We start from the raw sequence: 16,896 nt of genomic DNA on the forward strand, positions 1-16,896 counted from the left end.
AGATCTTCTATCGTCACCATATGGAGCTTCAGTTGCATTCTCCCACCCCCATGTAACTCTATTCTACCATTTACTCTTGGGATTGTGTGGACTTTGTCAACAGCTCCAATTTGTCTCGAAGTGTGGTCGGGTTACTTGTCTTTTTCCATCTTTTTCGGAGCCTTTGCCAGCTCGGGCGGCTGTTTCTCCTTCCACTCGTCCAGCAAAGTCATGATCTGCTCCTTCATTTTGGCGGGAGTGGCCTCCTTGCCAAAATATTTCTCCAGTTCAGCCATCGAAATAATCACGCCGCGATCCTCCTTTTTCTTTTCGCTTAATATGCCGTCAATCACATCGCCGTTGAGCTTGCCTTCCTTATCCAGCTCCCGGAGCTGTTTCGCCTGGGCCAGAGAGGGGGACGCCTGTTCCCCGTCAATGGAAACGGCAATCAGTCTTTGATTTTTCGGCTTGATATAGGAAAGCTCCACCGCAGGCATGAAGCCCATCTTTTTATCGTCCACCTTATCCATGAGCTCCGGGACAAGGTGGTTAAGGCGCAGATACCGCATGACCTTTTTATAGTTCATGCCATGCGCCTCGCCCACGATTTCAACCGAGCGTTTCCCCACATCGCCCTCGGCCACATTTTTCAGCCGGGAGCCCTGGTGCTTGATGTCCTCTACCTCCAGATCCAAAAGGGCGGCCAGTTCGCTGGGGAGCATCTGATCCCTCTGCTTGTTGCTGTCCTTCATGGCCTCCACCGCCTCGTGGTCGGTCATATCCCGGACAATAAAGGGCATTTCCTCCAGCCCAGCCAGCTCGCTGCCACGGCAGCGGCGATGGCCTGCCACAATCTCATAGCCGTTTCCGTCCTTTTCTGGGCGGGCAAGGCCGGGCACCATAACGCCGTTGAGCTTGATGGATGCCACGGTTTCCTGCATTTTGGCATCGTCCCGCACCTTGAACGGATGGGGGCGGAATGTATGGAACGGATGGGGTTCGGAAAGTTTCAGATAGACCAGCTTTCCTTCCTCCACAGGGCGGGGCGGCACAGCCGGCTCCGTCACACCTTGCTCCGGGGGAGCGGCCTCCTTTGCGGGCTGAGGGGGAGCCCAACTACGATGAACTGGTCGGGGTGGAGTTCAAGATACCCTGTGCCGGCGATGTGTGTGTGGTGCTCAAGGACGGAACTGTGTTGAGCCGGGGGGACGGTCACAGCTTCAGCGACAGCAACACCGATGGGGACGGCGTGGAATATATGCTGTTTGCCCAGCCGCTGGATCTGGAGCAAGTAGACTATATCTTGCTGAACGGGAGCAAGATTCCCGTCCGGCTATCGTAAAGCGAATCGTGATACATTACGGCGTGCGCCAGTGGATCCTGGCACACGCTGTTTTTGCGCCCTCAAGGCCATGCGCTTTGGGCACAGAAATGATCTTGTACCGGACAGTCGCTTTTGTGAATGATGCGCATTGACAACAGTTAGCAAAGGAACTAAACTGAGTGCAGAACAAACAAAGGAGATGACGGCATGCGGCAGGAACGCCACATGGGCTATGAGATCAAGGCCCTGTCCAATCTGCTGCGGCGTAAGGTGCTGGAGCTGTCGGTCACCCGGAGCGGCGACGACTTCACCGAAATGCAGGTGAAGGTGCTGGGCTTCCTGGCTCAGAACCGGGACCAGGAGATCTGTCAGAAGGATATTGAAGAGGCCTTCTACATCCGGCGGTCCACGGCCTCCCGGCTGCTGAAGAGGCTGGAGGCCCAGGGCTTCATTATCCGGCAGGCGGTGGAGCGGGACGCCCGGCTCAAGCGGGTGACCACCACCCCCAAGGCCGACGCGCTTTATCAGCAGGTGATGGATCGGATCGGCAGCGTGGAGGGTATGCTTACCCAGGGCCTGACTCAGGAGGAGATCCAGCAGTTCCTTGCCACGGTGGAAAAACTCAAACGGAATCTCATGTAAGCCGCCCGCTGGACGGCTTACAGCGCGTCCGCGGTCTGTTCCGCGGCGCAAGCAAATCCTAAGGAGGGAACCCTATGAAGAAAAAACGCGGCTTGACCAGCTGCATCAAGGAGTTCTGGCGGGACACCATCCTCACCCCCATTTTCGTCATCGGTGAGGTGGCCTTTGACGTACTGATCCCCTTGATGACCGCTAAGCTGCTGGACGAAGGGGTCAAGGCGGGCAGCATGGCCCACATCCTGCAGTATGGCCTGACGGTGGTGGCCATGGCCCTCATCGCGCTGCTGCTGGGCGCCCTGTCCGGCCGGTTCGCCGCCCGGGCGTCCACCGGCTTCTCCCGCAACCTGCGGCGGGATATGTATGAGAACGTGCAGAAGTTTTCCTTTTCCAACATCGACAAATTCTCCACCGGCGGCATTATCACCCGCCTGACCACCGACGTGACCAACGTCCAGATGGCCTTCATGATGGTCATCCGTATCGCGGTGCGCTGCCCCATCATGCTCATCTGTGCCTGGGCGCTCACCTTTACCATCAACCCCCAGCTGGCCCTCATCTTCCTCATCGTCATCCCCATCCTGGCGGTGGGACTGCTGATCATCATGAAGTCGGCCCATCCTCTCTTTGAGCGGGTGTTCAAGAAGTACGACTGGCTGAACAACGTGGTGCAGGAGAACTTGCTGGGCATCCGGGTGGTGAAGTCCTTCGTCCGGGAGGACCACGAGAAGGAGAAGTTCGGCAAGGTGTCCAACGAGATCTACATGGACTTCTCCAAGGCCGAGAAGATCGTGGCCTTCAACATGCCTCTGATGCAGATCTGCGTCTACGCCTGTATGCTCACCGTGTCCTGGCTGGGCGCCAACCTGGTGGTAGGCGGTCAGCTGACCACCGGCCAGCTGACCAGCATGTTCAGCTATATCATGATGATCCTTATGAGCCTGATGATGCTGTCCATGGTGCTGGTGATGATCATCATCTCCCGGGCCTCCGCCGAGCGGATCATTGAGCTGCTCAACGAGGAGAGCGACCTGAAGAATGGTCCCGATCCCGTCCATGAGGTGAAGGATGGCTCCGTGGTGTTTGAGAACGTCAGCTTCAGCTATGCCAAGGACCCCGCCAAGGAGTGCCTGAAGGATGTGAATCTGACCATCAACTCCGGCGAGACCGTGGGCATCCTGGGCGGTACCGGTACCTCCAAGACCACCCTGGTCCAGCTGATCCCCCGCCTGTACGACGCCACCGAGGGCCGGGTGCTGGTGGGCGGCGTGGACGTGCGGGACTACGACATGGAGGCCTTGCGGGAGCAGGTGGCCATGGTGCTCCAGAAGAACGTGCTCTTCTCCGGCTCCATCAAGGAGAACCTGCGCTGGGGCAACAAGGAGGCCACCGACGAGGAGATGGTCCGGGTGTGCAAGCTGGCCCAGGCCGACCCCTTCATCCAGGAGTTCCCCGACAAGTACGACACCCACATCGAGCAGGGCGGCTCCAACGTGTCCGGCGGCCAGAAGCAGCGGCTGTGCATCGCCCGTGCCCTGCTGAAGAAGCCCAAGATCCTCATCCTGGACGACTCCACCTCCGCCGTGGACACCAAGACCGACGCCCTGATCCGCAAGGCCTTCCGGGAGGAGATCCCCGAGACCACCAAGTTCATCATCGCTCAGCGCATCTCCTCCATTGAGGACGCCGACAAGATCCTGGTGATGGACGGCGGCAGGATCGCCGCCATGGGCAACCACCAGCAGCTGCTGGAGAGCTGCGAGATCTACCGCGAGATCTATGAGTCCCAGACGAAGGGAGGCAGCGAGGATGAATAAGCATATGAAACCCTCTCCCGTGAAAAAGTCCCACACCGTCCGGCGGCTTATGAGTTACGTGGGCCGGGGCTACGGACTGCGGTTCATTTTGGTGCTGATGTGCATCCTGGTCAGCGCCATCGCCTCTGTGTCCGGCTCCCTCTTCCTGGGCTCCCTCATCGACGACTATATCACCCCCCTGCTGGCCATGGACAACCCGGTCTTTGACGGCCTGATCCGGGCCCTGGCTATGATGGCCTGCCTGTATCTGGTGGGAACCATCTGTGCTCTGGCCTACAACCGCCTGATGGTGGTTATCTCCCAGGGCGTCCAGAAGAAGATCCGGGACGACCTGTTCGGCCATATGCAGGAGTTGCCTATCAAATACTTTGATACCCACGCCCACGGCGACGTGATGAGTGTCTACACCAACGACGTGGATACCCTGCGGCAGATGTTCTCCCAGAGCATCCCCCAGGTCATCAACTCCCTGATGATGATCATTGTGGCCTTCATCGGTATGCTCACCACCGACCTGCTGCTCACCGGCGTGGTCATTGTGTGCATCGTTTGTATGTTGACGGTGACCCGGGTGCTGGCTGGCCGCAGCGGCCGCTACTTTGTCCGTCAGCAGGTGAAGCTGGGCGACCTGAACGGCTATATCGAGGAGATGATCAACGGCCAGAAGGTGGTCAAGGTTTTCTGCCACGAGGAGGAGGCCCAGCAGGGCTTCAACAAGGTCAACGACGCCCTCTTTGAGAGCGCCGACAAGGCCAACAAGTACGCCAACATCCTCATGCCCATCCTTATCAACATCGGCAACGTCCAGTACGTCATCATCGCCATGGCCGGCGGCGCCCTGGCCCTCAGCGGTATCGGCCCCGGTATCACCCTGGGCGTCATCGCCACCTTCCTCCAGCTGTCCAAGAGCCTGTCCAACCCTATCAGCCAGATCTCCCAGCAGCTCAACTCGGTGGTCATGGCTCTGGCGGGCGCCCAGCGGATCTTTGACCTGATGGATGAGCCGGTGGAGGCCGATCACGGCAAGGTCACCCTGGTGAACGTGTCCTTCGACAAGGAGGGCGTCCTCCATGAGACCACCCAGCGCACCAATCTGTGGGCCTGGAAGGTGCCCCAGGAGGACGGCAGCTATAAGTACACCAGGCTGGCCGGCGACGTGCGGTTCGACCACGTGGACTTTGCCTACGAGGAGGGCAAGACCATCCTCCACGACATCTCCCTCTTCGCCAAGCCCGGCCAGAAGCTGGCCTTCGTGGGAGCTACCGGCGCGGGCAAGACCACCATCACCAACCTGATCAACCGGTTCTACGACATTGCCGACGGTAAGATCCAGTACGACGGCATCTCCATCAACGACATCCACAAGCCCGATCTGCGGCGTTCCCTGGGCATCGTGCTCCAGGACACCAACCTCTTTACCGGCACCGTCCGGGAGAACATCCGCTACGGCAATCTGGACGCCACCGACGAGGAGGTGGAGGCCGCCGCCGCCCTGGCCAACGCCGACGACTTTATCCGCCGGCTGCCCCAGGGGTATGACACCATGCTCACCGGCAACGGCGCCAACCTGTCCCAGGGCCAGCGGCAGCTCATCGCCATCGCCCGGGCGGCGGTGGCCGATCCCCCGGTGATGATCCTGGACGAGGCCACCTCCTCCATCGACACCCGCACCGAGGCCATTGTCCAGCGGGGCATGGACGCCCTGATGTGCGGCCGCACCGTGTTTGTCATCGCCCATCGGCTGTCCACTGTCCGCAACTCTGACGCCATCATGGTGCTGGACCACGGGCGCATCGTGGAACGGGGCGATCACGAGGATCTGATCAGCCAGCACGGCCTGTACTATCAGCTGTATACCGGCGCGTTCGAGCTGGAATAAGACCCATCCACACGCAAACGGGCCTGCCGCACAATGATGCGGCAGGCCCATTTCTTGTCATCCTGAGCGCAAGCGACGGATCTTCGCGTGCTCAGATCACCAGCGTACCGCTCTCATCCTCCAGCAGCAGGAGGATGTTCTGCTGCTTTCCTGTCTGAGCGTTGACGTAGATGAGCACATGGCTGCCGTCGGCGGCCTGACACTTGAACTCATGGCAGAACACCTCGTACTCCCCGCCGGTGGGGATGAGGGCCAGCTGGTGGGACAAAACGGTGAGGGAGGGGTCCACCAGGGCCTGGGCGGTCTGAACGTCCACGGCGGGGGTGGGGAAGGAGCGGTCCCCGTGGTGGGTGAGATAGCCCGCCCCCTCAAATCCGCACACCGTCCCGGTGTCCAGAGCCACCGCCACCTTCACCAGATCGGGGTAGCAGTACACCCCGTCCTCCACCGGGGCAAAATGGATCCACAGCGCACCATCCTGCTCCAGATAGTAGCTGGGCTCCATATGGGGGTAGCCCTTATCGGCCAGAAACCCGGCGGCCAGTTGACAGGCTTCCTGCCGGCTAAGGACGGCCTCACCGGGTACACGGGAGGTGAACACCTCCCAGATCTGCCCGCCCTGGCAGGTTACCTCCACGTAGAGCTGGCCTCCGTCCACCAGGGCGGAAAAGCCATAAACGGGTACGTTTGCCTCGCTCTTGGCGGTGAGGGTGAATACCTCCTCCGGAAGACCCAGAAAGGCGGCGGCAGCCGCTCTGGCCTCCTCCTCGCTGACCTGGGGCAGACCCTCCAGCATCCGGCAGGTCTGTTCCTCCAGGTGCTGGGAGAAAGGACCGTCATAGATCAGAGTGGGAACCTCCGGAAAGTCGGCCTCCACGCTCTGGAAGGCGGAGCCCCCCAGCTCTTGCCCCTGGCCATCGGCGGCGGCCAGCCGGGCGGTGGCCTCCTCCAGTCCCTCCGGGCCCATGGCGCCGGCGCTCAGCTGAGCCTGAATGGTCTCCAGGGTGAGGGAAAGGGCCTGGGCGTTGTCTGCCAGGGCCGCCAGGGTGGCCCGGTGGTCCTCAGTACATACCAGCTCCGCTGAGGTGCCCTGGGCCAGGGACATGGCGTAGTCTCCTACCCGAGCCAGGAAGGCGGCGGTCTGTTCCAGCTCTACATTGCCGTAGGGCAGCTGGCCTAAGGCGGTTTGGGCTGCCTGGGCCTGAGCATAGGTCTGGGCACACAGAGCGGCGAACAGGGCGGGAGAGGTGGCGTGGCTCACCTTGGTCAGAGCGGTCTCCAGCTCTCCCGTGGCGGTGGTGAGCTGGGCGAAGGCGTAGCGGTAGCCGTTGTCCAGCTGGCGGCGGTATTGGGCCGCCCGGACATGGCCTTGAACGGCGAACCCGGCGGTGATGACAAAGGCGGTGGCCAGGAAGGTGACGACAACCGCCCGTTTTCTCGATTTGGACATAAAAAGCCCCCCTTTTACCTTAGGTTGCGTAAAAGAGGGGCTGATATGATTTTCTTATTTTGCCAGCTGAGCCATTCCCAGTCTGATGCGGCGGAGAGATTCCTCCTTGCCCAGGATGTGGCACAGCTCCACCGCGCCACCGGGAGTCACCGCCTTGCCGGACAGGGCGGTACGCACCGGCCACATGACCCGGCCGTTTTTCAGCTCCAGCTTTTGAGCCAGACCGATGAGGGCGTCATGAATGGCGTCGTAGGTCCAGTGGTCAAGGCCCTCCAGCACCGGCAGCACCTGCCCCAGAGCCTCCAGGGAGTTTTCCTCATTGGTCTTCATCTTCTTGTGGCAGTACAGTTCGTTGGAGTACTCCGGCAGCTCGTCGAAGAAGTCCACCTGGGGAGCGATGTCCAGCCAGGTGTCGCACCGGGGCTGCACCAGGGGGGCGATAAGCTTCAGGTCGATGCCGGGAGTTTTGACGGCCTCTTTCAGATAGGGTTCCGCTCCCTGGTAGAAGGCCTCGGGGGAGAGGGAACGCAAATAGTTAGCGTTAAAATACTTCAGCTTTTCCATGTCGAAGATGGCGGGGGACTTGGAGATGCCACCGATGTCGAACACCTCCGCCAGCTCGGCCAGGGTAAAGAACTCCCGCTCGGCGTATTCCCCACGGGGAGACCAGCCCAGCAGAGTTACATAGTTTACCACTGCCTCGGACAGGTAGCCCATGGCAATGAGATCCTCATAGGAGGGGTCCCCCTTGCGCTTGCTCATCTTGTTGTGCTGATCCCGCATGACAGGAGAGCAGTGGATATAGGTGGGTACCTCCCAGCCGAAGCCCTGGTAGAGCAGGTTGTACTTGGGGGCGGAGGACAGGTACTCGCTGCCCCGGACCACGTGGGTGATACCCATCAGGTGGTCGTCAATGACGTTGGCGAAGTTATAGGTGGGCAGGCCGTCCCGCTTGATGAGCACCTGGTCGTCCAGGGTGGCGTTTTCCACGGTGATGTCCCCGAATACCACGTCGGAGAAGGTGGTGGTACCCTGGTTGGGGATCTTCTGGCGGATGACATAGGGCTCTCCCGCCTCCACACGGGCCTTGGCGGTCTGGGGGTCCAGATCACGGCAGGGATCGGCAGCTCGGTCAAACTGGCCGGAGTCCTCCTCGGACTCAGTTTTCTCGCAGAAGCAGTAATAAGCCTGTCCCAGCTCCACCAGCCGGTGGGCGTACTTGCCATAAAGGTCCCGGCGCTGGGTCTGGATGTAGGGTCCCACCGGGCCCCCCAGGTCGGGTCCCTCGTCCCAGGTCAGGCCGCACTTGCGCAGGGTGTTGTAGATGACCTCGGTAGCGCCCTCCACCAGGCGCTCCTGGTCGGTGTCCTCGATGCGGAGAATGAATTTCCCGCCGCTGTGCCGGGCGATGAGCCAGGTGTACAGGGCGGTGCGCAGGTTGCCCACGTGCATATAGCCGGTGGGGGAGGGGGCAAATCGAGTACGCACCCCGTCGTGGGGGATGCGGGCCTCCATCTCGTCAAACCAGTTCATATCCATAGGAACAGACTCCTTTTTCAAATTCATCTTCCTATTCTATTTTTTCTTCTAAGGATTGTCAAGGGCATTTGGATATGCTATGATAGAGAAACATGGGGCCTTGGGCCCTTTCCGTCAATAATCACTCTTATGAGGTGCGTTTTACCATGGAAAACGAGAAGAAAGTCCTTCTGTCTGGAATCCAGCCCAGCGGCGACCTCCATCTGGGCAATTATCTGGGAGCCATCAAGAACTGGGCGGAGCTCTCCGATCAGTTTGACTGCTATTGGTTCATGGCCGACCTGCACACCATCACCGTGCGGCAGGAGGCGGCGGAGCTGCGCCGGCGGACCCTGACCCAGATCGCCACCTACATCGCCTGCGGTCTGGACCCGGAAAAGAACACCATCTTTGTCCAGTCCCACGTCCACCAGCACGCCGAACTGGGCTGGGTGCTGGCCTGCCATACCATGTTCGGGGAGCTCTCCCGCATGACTCAGTTCAAGGACAAGGCCGCCAAGCACGCCGACAATATCAACGCTGGCCTGTTCACCTATCCCTGTCTGATGGCCGCCGACATCCTGCTCTACCAGCCCGACTTCGTGCCGGTGGGGGAGGACCAGAAGCAGCACGTGGAGATCTGCCGGGACGTGGCCACCCGTTTCAACCATCTCCATGGCGATGTGTTCAAGGTGCCCCAGCCCTACATCCCCAAGGCAGGGGCCCGGGTCATGAGCCTGAACCAGCCAGATACCAAGATGAGCAAGTCCATCCCCGAGGGCTGTGTCTTTTTGATGGAAAAGCCGGAAGACATCATGCGCAAGTTCAAGCGGGCGATCACCGACAGCGACACCGAGCGATGCGTCCACTACGACCGGGAGGCCAAACCCGGCGTGTCCAACCTGATGAGCATTTACTCTGCCATCACCGGAGAGAGCTATGAGGCCATCGAGGCCCAGTTTGAGGGCAAAGGCTATGGCGCCTTCAAGCCCGTGGTAGGGGAGGCGGTGGTAGAGCTGCTCCGGCCTATCCGGGAGGAGACCCAGCGCCTGCTGGCCGACAAGGCCTACCTGGAAGGGGTTTATCGCGCCGGCGCTGAGAAGGCCGCCTATGTGGCGGAAAAGACCCTGCGCAAGGTGTACAAAAAGGTGGGCTTTCTGCCCCGCTGATCAAAAGGAGCCTGTTTCCGATGCCGATTCTATCTGAGTTACCCCTGATGGGGATGGTGGCGGCCGCCCTGGTGGTGGCCTTCCTGGTGGCTCTGGTGGCCACACCGGTGGTCAAGAGCCTGGCCTTTAAAATGGGCGCGGTGGACGTGCCTAAGGACAACCGCAGGATGCACGATCACCCCATTCCCCGGATGGGCGGACTTGCCATTTATCTGGGCTTCCTGCTCAGCGTGCTGATCTTTCTGGATCGTACCCCTTCCATGCGCGGGATGCTGCTGGGAGCTACCATTATCGTTGTGCTGGGCATTTTTGATGATATCTACGCCCTGGGCGCCAAGCTGAAGTTCCTCATCCAGATCGGCGCCGCCCTGGTGGCGGTGCTCTCGGGCAATGTGATCGAGACGCTGTCCAATCCCAACGTGTTCTCCTCCAATCTGTACTGGGATCTGGGCTGGCTGTCCATCCCGGTGACCGTGCTGTGGATCGTGGCCATCACCAACGCCGTCAACCTCATCGACGGCCTGGACGGCCTGGCCTGCGGCGTGTCCACCATCAGCTCCATGACCCTGCTGGTCATTGCTCTGGTGGTGATCGAAGGAGAGACCGCCATCCTTATGGCCGCCCTGGCCGGCGCGTGCGTCGGCTTTTTGCCCTACAACCTGAACCCTGCCAAGATCTTCATGGGGGACACCGGCTCCACCTTCCTGGGCTTCATCCTGGCGGTGGTGTCGGTGCAGGGCCTGTTCAAGTTCTACACCATCATTTCCTTCGCGGTGCCCTTCCTCATGCTGGGCCTGCCGATTTTTGACACCTGCTTTGCCTTCATCCGCCGCATCGCCCACGGCCAGAGCCCCATGCACGCCGACCGCAGTCATGTGCACCACCGGCTCATCGATATGGGCTTCAACCAGAAGCAGGCGGTGGCGGTGCTCTATATCATCAGCGGTATCCTGGGCCTGTCCGCCGTGGTGCTCACCACCAGCGGTCCGGTGAAGGCCATGCTGCTGATGATGGCCCTGTGCTTTGCCGGGGCCATCGCCGGACACATCTTTATGAGCAACAACCGTAAAGAAAAGGAACAGCAGGAGCTCCAGCAAGAGGAGGAAAAAGAGGAATGAAGCAGATCCGTGTTATGACCATCTTCGGCACCCGTCCGGAGGCCATCAAAATGGCTCCCCTGGTGAAGGAGCTCCAGAGCCGGCCCGAGATCCAGTCCATCTGCTGCGTCACCGCCCAGCACCGACAGATGCTGGATGCGGTGCTGGATATTTTCCAGCTCAAGCCTGACTACGACCTGAACATCATGGAGCCCCGGCAGACCCTGTCCACCATCACCACCAAGTGCCTGCTGGGCATGGAGGGGGTGCTCCAGGAGGCCAGGCCCGACCTGGTGCTGGTCCACGGGGACACCTCCACCACCTTCGCCGGGGCTCTGGCCGCTTTCTATCAGCAGATCATGGTGGGTCATGTGGAGGCCGGCCTGCGGACGGGTGACAAGTATTCTCCCTTTCCGGAGGAGATGAACCGGAAACTGGTGGGGGATATTGCCGATCTTCACTTCTGTCCCACCCCCTCGAATCGGGAAAACCTTGCACGGGAAGGCATTGACGGCGGGGTGTTCATCACCGGCAACACCGTCATCGACGCCCTGAAAACCACGGTTGTAAAGGATTATCACTTTGCAAATGAACTGCTGAACGGGCTGGACTATACCGGCAAAAAGATCATCCTGGTCACCTGTCACCGCCGGGAAAACTACGGCCAGCCCATGGCCAACATCATGACCGCCCTGCGGCGGGTGGCCGAGACCTTTGAGGATGTGGAGCTGGTCTACCCAGTCCACCTGTCCCCCGTGGTACGGGAGGCGGCGGCCAAGTACCTCTCCGGCCATGACCGCATCCACCTGATCGACCCTCTGGACGTGGAGGAGATGCACAACCTGATGGCCCGGTCCTACCTGGTGATGACTGACTCCGGCGGGCTCCAGGAGGAGGCCCCCGCCCTGGGCCGGCCGGTGCTTGTCCTCCGGCGGGAGACCGAGCGCCCCGAGGCTGTGACGGCGGGCACGGTGAAGATCGCCGGCACCGAGGAGGAGACCATTTTCCACCTGGCCTCCCAGCTGCTCACCGACCAGGAGGCCTACCATGCCATGGCCCACGCGGTAAATCCCTACGGCGACGGTTTTGCCTGCCGCCGGATCACAGACGCCATCCTCTGGAAGTTCGGTCTGCTGGATCAGCCTCCGGCGGAGTTCCAGGCATAAGATACACAGGACACACTGCCCCGGGAGGTGAGCTCCATGGAACGGCGCAATCGCAATATTCTGGTGGTGCTCATCGGCATTGTCATCACCGTGGCCATGCTGTCCAGCTTTGGGGTGGCCCTCTTTGCCCCCGATACCGCCCGCATCCAGCTGCCAGCCCCGGAAGCCAGCCAAAGCCAGTCCCCTCAGCAGGAGGACGGCATCCTGCGGGTGGAAGTTACTCCCGAGACCGTACAGAACGTGATCTCCCGCACCCTCACCCGGCCGGACAGCTATGGCCGTTTGGTGACCATCGAGGACTTCTGGGGAGAAGGGGAGAGCGGCGTCACTCGGGCGGAGGTCTGGGTGGACGACGGCTGGACCCATACCACCGCGACCCTGCCCGGCGGCACGGTCCGCCACTCCATTGTGGGAGAGGATCAGTTCTGGCTGTGGTATGAGGGGAACAGCCGAGTAATGACCGGTCCCGCCCAGGACGGGTCTGCCGACCTGGAGGGGCAGCGCATCCCCACCTATGAGGATCTGCTGGACCTGGACCCGAAGTTCATTGCCGCCGCCGGCTATGAGGAAAAGGAGGGCGTGGCCTGTATCTTTGTGGAGCTGGAGCCCGACAGCCTGGGCTATGTGGAGCGGTACTGGGTGTCGGTGGACAGTGGTCTGCTGGCCGGGGCGGAGACCCGCCTGGATGGCCAGCTGGTTTACCGGATGTCCGCCTACACGGTGGAGCGGCCGGTGCCTGAGGATGCCCGTTTTATCCTGCCCGATGGGACGGTGCTCCATGCGCGGGCTAGCTCAGACCAAGCAGCAACACCAGCGCAAGAGTGATGACCAGCTCCATATCGTCCCCCTCCAGAAAAAGAAAGAGGAGGATCAGCAGCAGCAGCACGTCCCCGCTGTCCAGCTGATCCAGCTTCAGGCCCTTCAGCAGCTGGCTCAGAGCTCCCGGCTTTGTCTTGCCCCCCGCCTCCGGGGGGCGCTTCTCTTCACGGGGTGGAGGTGCGTCCTCCTCCGGAATTCGGGTGAAGGAGGCTCCGTTGGGGATGTAGCGGTTATACATGGGCCTCCTCCTCTCCCTGTCGGCCCAGCATCTGAAAGGCAGTCCGGACCACCCGGCTCAGCCGGGCGATGCGGACGGCCTGGTCGATCTTCTCCTGTCGTGACTGCTTCAGAAAGGGACGTAGAGCCTCCAGCAGGGCGGTCTTTCGGTCGTCCTGGGCGGAGTACTCCGATAAAAGGCCCATCCCCAGTTGAAGCAGCTTGGGATCCACCCCGGACAGGGCGGAGAGGGGGGAGGGCTCCCGGCCAGCCTCCTCCTGCCCGGAGGGCGGCTCCTCCGGGGGAGGGGTCTGGTTTTCCTGCCCCTTACCGGACAGGGACTGGGCCAGAGCCAGGATCTGCTCCATGGCCTGGGGATCGCCCAGGATCTGGTTGAGTTGTTCCTCCAACTGGGCCACGGGCCATCCCTCCTTCCCTCCATTGCGGGATTATGATTTGGGCGCGGTCTGATTGAGCCGTTCTACCAGTTTTGCGCCCTCCTGGGTCCCCATGACCTGGCGCACCATATCCAGAAGGGCGGCAGGGTCCCCCTGAACGGCGGCGTCGGCAGCCTCCTTCAGTCCGCCGCCCGCCTTCCGGTTGAGCAGTTCCATGAGCCGCTGGGCGTCGTCCGAACGCACCACCCGCTCCAGCAGGTCCTTGTTTTTCCGCAGCTGGGCGGCCATGTTGTCCGTTTGCCGGTCCATACCATCAACTCCATCTCTAAAATATAGTGGCCTTCGTCTCATTATATGTGCCGCTGACTGGAAGGTGATCCTATGAAAGTGCTGATTTTTTCTGATTCCCACGGTAACGTGGCTAATATGGAGGAAGCCGTACGGCTGGAGAGCCCGGACCGCATCTTCCATTTGGGGGATCTGGTACGGGACGCCGAGGCGTTGGCCGAGAAATTTCCCAACATTCCCCTGACCTATGTACCGGGCAACTGCGATGGGCAGCGGCCCGATCTGCCCGAGGAGCGGCTGTTCACCCTGGACGGGGTGAAGATCCTCATGACCCACGGCCATATCTATCATGTGAAAATGAGTATGGCTCTGGCAGTGCGATCCGCCCGGGAGGAGGGGGCCAGGCTGCTGTGCTTTGGCCATACCCACGAGCCCTTCTGCAAGTTTGAAAACGGCCTGTGGATCCTCAACCCCGGCTCGGTAGGCTCCTTCCGGGAGGCCAGCTACGGGGTGGCTGTGCTGGAGGACAGCGGCGCGGTGTGTTATCTCAGTCATGTGTAAGAAGGGAAGGAAAAAGGTATGCTGTTAGCGATCGATGTGGGCAACACCAATATGGTATTTGGCATCTATGAGGGAGCGGAGCTGAAGGGCAGCTTCCGAACCATGACCAACAGCGACCGTACCTCCGACGAGTTGGGGCTGCTGGTGTGCCAGTATTTCCAGCGGTTTGGGCTGGAGCTGGCGCGGATCGACGACGTGGTCATTGGCTCGGTGGTGCCCCAGGTGATGCACACCCTGTCCAACGCCATGAAGAAGTATGTGGGCAAGACCCCCCTGGTGGTGGACGACGGTCTGGACCCCCGGCTGCCCTATGTGCCCTGCGCCAGTGAGGAGCGGCTGGGGCCTGACCGGGCGGCGGCGGACATCGCCGCCATGGCCAAGTACGGCACTCCTCTCATCGTGCTGGACTTCGGCACCGCCACCACCCTGGACGCGGTGAGCCGAGAGGGGGTCTATCTGGGGGGGTGCATTACCGCCGGGGTGCGGGTGTCCATTGACGGTCTGTTCCAAAAAACCGCACTGCTGCCCCGGGTGGAGCTGGTGAAGCCGGCAACCGTGCTGAGTACCACCGCCGTGGGCCAGATCCAGGCGGGGGCGGTGATGGGCTATATCGGAGCCATGGAGTACCTGATCCGCCAGGCCAAGGCGGAGATAGGGGAGCCCGATGTGAAGGTGATCGCCACCGGAGGCCTGGCCCGGATGGTGGCCGATAACACCGATCTCATCGACGTGGTGGACCCACAGCTGGTGCTGGACGGCCTGCGCATCATCTATGAGCGGGAGAAGGGCATCGGGAGACTGTAAGTATAAAAATGCCTGGGTACTGTGAGGTACCCAGGCATTTTTATGGCTTTTCTTACTCGCTCAGCAGCATCCGGTCGCTCTCCACGTGGAATTTGTCCAGCAGATCCTGAACGGTGAGATTCTTTTTTTCCTCCCCCCGGATATCCGCCACGATGCGTCCGGAGTCCATCATAATGAGTCGGTTGCCGTGGGCGATGGCGTCCCGCATGTTGTGGGTGATCATCAGGGTGGTAAGACGGTCCCGCTGGACGATGGTCTCAGTGGTCTCCAGCACCTTGGCCGCCGTTTTGGGGTCCAGGGCGGCAGTGTGCTCGTCCAGAAGCAGCAGCTTGGGCTTCTGGAGGGTAGCCATCAGCAGAGTGAGGGCCTGCCGCTGTCCGCCGGACAGCAGACCCACCTTGCTGGTCATCCGGTCCTCCAGACCCAATCCAAGAATAGCCAGCTTCTCCCGGTACAGCTTGCGCTCGGCGTGAGTGATGCCATAGCGCAGACCCCGATTCTTGCCCCGGCGATAGGCCAGAGCAAGGTTTTCCTCAATGCCCATGGTGGCGGCAGTACCCATCATGGGGTCCTGGAACACCCGGCCGATATATTTGGCTCGTTTGTGCTCAGGTAGGCGGGTCACATCCTGGCCATCAATGGAGATAGTGCCGCTGTCCGGGGGAAACACCCCGGCCACCAGGTTGAGCAGGGTAGACTTGCCGGCGCCGTTGCCGCCGATGACGGTGACAAAGTCCCCGTCCTCCAGGGTGAGGGACAGGCCGTTCATGGCCCGCTTCTCATTGATGGTGCCGGGGTTGAAGGTCTTGTAGAGCTCCCGTACCTCAAGCATTGGACCCAGCCTCCTTCCGAACCGTCTTGGTAAAGTAGCGCCCCTTCCAATAGGGGATGGTGAGGAACAGGGCCACCACCAGGGCGGTGAGCAGCTTCAGGTCGGTGGACTCCAGACCCAGCCGGAGCACCAGGGTGATGACCACATAGTAGATGATAGCGCCAATGACGGAGGAGAGCAGCTTCAGAGCGAAGTTGCGGAAGACCTTGCCCAGCAGTACCTCGCCGATGATAACAGCGGCCAGGCCGATGACGATGGCGCCCCGGCCCATATCCACGGTGGAGCTGCCCTGATACTGGGCCAGCAGAGCGCCGGACAGGGCCACCAGGCCGTTGGACACCACCAGGCCCAGCACCTTGCAGGAGTTGGTGTTGATGCCCTGAGCCCGGGCCATGGCCTGATTGGCGCCGGTGGCCCGGAGGGAGCAACCCAGCTCGGTGCCGAAGAACCAGTAGAGCAGGGCGATGACCACCACGGTGAGAATGACCAGCAGGAAGAGGGGATTGGTCAGATCCAGGGCCCGGATATACCGGGAGGAAATGAGCAGCTCCTGCTTGTCCACGCTGAGGGCCAGGGTGGCCTTGGTCTTGGCGTCGCTGCCAATAGCCATGATGCGCAGGTTGATGGAATAAAGGGCCAGCTGAGTCAGAATGCCCGCCAGGATAGCGGGAATGCCGCAGGCGGTGTGGAGCAGGCCGGTGACAAGTCCGGCCAGCATACCGGCCAGGATAGCCATCACCAGGGCCAGCCAGGGGTTCCAGCCCTGGCTGATGCACAGGGCAGCCACCGCGCCGCCGGTGGCCAGGGAGCCGTCCACCGTCAGGTCGGCCACATCCAGGATGCGGAAGGTGATATACACCCCGATGGCCATGATGCCCCAGGCCAATCCCTGTCCGAAGGCGCCGGGCAGGGAGTTGATGAATGAGATCAGGACGTCCAT

At 61.1% G+C, this 16,896-nt stretch carries 17 protein-coding genes and 1 pseudogene; 10 read left to right on the forward strand and 8 right to left on the reverse strand.

Going from position 1 to position 16,896, the window contains the following annotated elements; genetic code table 11:
- Positions 1–131 precede the first annotated feature (131 nt).
- A pseudogene (locus H6B51_RS08560) lies at positions 132–1,082 on the reverse strand (ParB/RepB/Spo0J family partition protein); the annotation flags it as partial.
- Between H6B51_RS08560 and H6B51_RS08565 the strand changes: the two are divergent.
- From H6B51_RS08565 to H6B51_RS08580, 4 genes are all read left to right on the forward strand, one after another.
- A complete protein-coding gene (locus tag H6B51_RS08565; RefSeq protein ID WP_204883283.1) occupies positions 1,073–1,321 on the forward strand; it encodes a hypothetical protein in 249 nt (82 codons plus the stop codon). The pseudogene H6B51_RS08560 and the gene H6B51_RS08565 sit on opposite strands and share 10 nt — an antisense overlap.
- Positions 1,322–1,510: 189 nt before the next feature.
- A complete protein-coding gene (locus tag H6B51_RS08570) occupies positions 1,511–1,945 on the forward strand; it encodes a MarR family winged helix-turn-helix transcriptional regulator (RefSeq protein WP_204883284.1) in 435 nt (144 codons plus the stop codon).
- Positions 1,946–2,019: 74 nt separating this feature from the next.
- Positions 2,020–3,759: an ABC transporter ATP-binding protein gene (locus H6B51_RS08575; RefSeq protein WP_204883285.1), complete on the forward strand. Its 1,740-nt coding sequence runs from the start codon at positions 2,020–2,022 to the stop codon at positions 3,757–3,759.
- 4 nt (positions 3,760–3,763) lie between these two features.
- Positions 3,764–5,638 (forward strand): ABC transporter ATP-binding protein, encoded by a 1,875-nt coding sequence (locus tag H6B51_RS08580; protein ID WP_418055061.1) that lies wholly within the window; start codon positions 3,764–3,766, stop codon positions 5,636–5,638.
- 91 nt (positions 5,639–5,729) lie between these two features.
- Here the strand turns inward: H6B51_RS08580 and H6B51_RS08585 are convergent, their stop codons facing one another.
- Positions 5,730–7,088 carry a PepSY1/2 domain-containing protein gene (locus H6B51_RS08585; protein WP_204883287.1) on the reverse strand — a complete coding sequence of 453 codons (1,359 nt, stop codon included), beginning with the start codon at positions 7,086–7,088 and terminating at the stop codon, positions 5,730–5,732.
- Positions 7,089–7,142: 54 nt separating this feature from the next.
- Positions 7,143–8,627: a glutamate--tRNA ligase gene (gltX, locus tag H6B51_RS08590; protein WP_204883288.1), complete on the reverse strand. Its 1,485-nt coding sequence runs from the start codon at positions 8,625–8,627 to the stop codon at positions 7,143–7,145.
- 146 nt (positions 8,628–8,773) lie between these two features.
- On the opposite strand from gltX, the gene trpS reads away from it, so the two are divergent.
- Genes trpS through H6B51_RS08610 form a run of 4 tightly spaced genes read left to right on the forward strand, consistent with a single transcriptional unit; the run spans position 8,774 to position 12,863 of the window.
- The gene (gene trpS / locus H6B51_RS08595) at positions 8,774–9,775 is read left to right on the forward strand and encodes a tryptophan--tRNA ligase (protein WP_204883289.1); all 1,002 of its coding nucleotides are present in this window, start codon (positions 8,774–8,776) and stop codon (positions 9,773–9,775) included.
- 20 nt (positions 9,776–9,795) lie between these two features.
- Complete coding sequence (locus H6B51_RS08600) at positions 9,796–10,893, forward strand: MraY family glycosyltransferase (protein ID WP_204883290.1); 1,098 nt, start codon at positions 9,796–9,798, stop codon at positions 10,891–10,893.
- Complete coding sequence (gene wecB, locus H6B51_RS08605) at positions 10,890–12,038, forward strand: non-hydrolyzing UDP-N-acetylglucosamine 2-epimerase (protein WP_204883291.1); 1,149 nt, start codon at positions 10,890–10,892, stop codon at positions 12,036–12,038. The genes H6B51_RS08600 and wecB overlap by 4 nt, the downstream gene beginning before the upstream one ends.
- Positions 12,039–12,074: 36 nt before the next feature.
- Positions 12,075–12,863, forward strand: a complete 789-nt coding sequence (locus H6B51_RS08610; protein ID WP_204883292.1) for a hypothetical protein — start codon at positions 12,075–12,077, stop codon at positions 12,861–12,863.
- Here H6B51_RS08610 and H6B51_RS08615 read toward each other — a convergent pair.
- From H6B51_RS08615 to H6B51_RS08625, 3 genes are read right to left on the reverse strand one after another with little or no spacing between them, the layout of a single operon-like run.
- The gene (locus H6B51_RS08615; RefSeq protein WP_204883293.1) at positions 12,826–13,095 is read right to left on the reverse strand and encodes a hypothetical protein; all 270 of its coding nucleotides are present in this window, start codon (positions 13,093–13,095) and stop codon (positions 12,826–12,828) included. The two genes, H6B51_RS08610 and H6B51_RS08615, sit on opposite strands and share 38 nt — an antisense overlap.
- Entirely contained in the window at positions 13,088–13,492 is a 405-nt protein-coding gene (locus H6B51_RS08620; protein WP_204883294.1) for a hypothetical protein, read from the reverse strand. Before H6B51_RS08620 ends, H6B51_RS08615 begins: the two co-directional genes overlap by 8 nt.
- A 30-nt stretch (positions 13,493–13,522) precedes the next feature.
- Positions 13,523–13,780 carry a hypothetical protein gene (locus H6B51_RS08625; protein WP_204883295.1) on the reverse strand — a complete coding sequence of 86 codons (258 nt, stop codon included), beginning with the start codon at positions 13,778–13,780 and terminating at the stop codon, positions 13,523–13,525.
- A 72-nt stretch (positions 13,781–13,852) separates the two neighbouring features.
- Here H6B51_RS08625 and H6B51_RS08630 point away from each other — a divergent pair, with 72 nt between their 5' ends.
- Positions 13,853–14,320 carry a metallophosphoesterase family protein gene (locus tag H6B51_RS08630; RefSeq protein ID WP_204883296.1) on the forward strand — a complete coding sequence of 156 codons (468 nt, stop codon included), beginning with the start codon at positions 13,853–13,855 and terminating at the stop codon, positions 14,318–14,320.
- 18 nt (positions 14,321–14,338) lie between these two features.
- Positions 14,339–15,124 carry a type III pantothenate kinase gene (locus tag H6B51_RS08635; protein WP_204883297.1) on the forward strand — a complete coding sequence of 262 codons (786 nt, stop codon included), beginning with the start codon at positions 14,339–14,341 and terminating at the stop codon, positions 15,122–15,124.
- Between the two features lie 52 nt (positions 15,125–15,176).
- On the opposite strand, the gene H6B51_RS08640 is transcribed toward H6B51_RS08635, so the two are convergent.
- Both H6B51_RS08640 and H6B51_RS08645 read right to left on the reverse strand, forming a co-directional pair.
- A complete protein-coding gene (locus H6B51_RS08640; protein ID WP_204883298.1) occupies positions 15,177–15,956 on the reverse strand; it encodes an ABC transporter ATP-binding protein in 780 nt (259 codons plus the stop codon).
- On the reverse strand, positions 15,949–16,896 hold the full coding sequence (locus H6B51_RS08645) for an ABC transporter permease (RefSeq protein ID WP_204883299.1): 948 nt from the start codon (positions 16,894–16,896) through the stop codon (positions 15,949–15,951). The genes H6B51_RS08640 and H6B51_RS08645 overlap by 8 nt, the downstream gene beginning before the upstream one ends.

This window comes from Pseudoflavonifractor phocaeensis, assembly GCF_016901955.1.
In the GTDB taxonomy this organism is placed as follows: Bacteria; Bacillota; Clostridia; order Oscillospirales; family Oscillospiraceae; genus Flavonifractor; species Flavonifractor phocaeensis_A.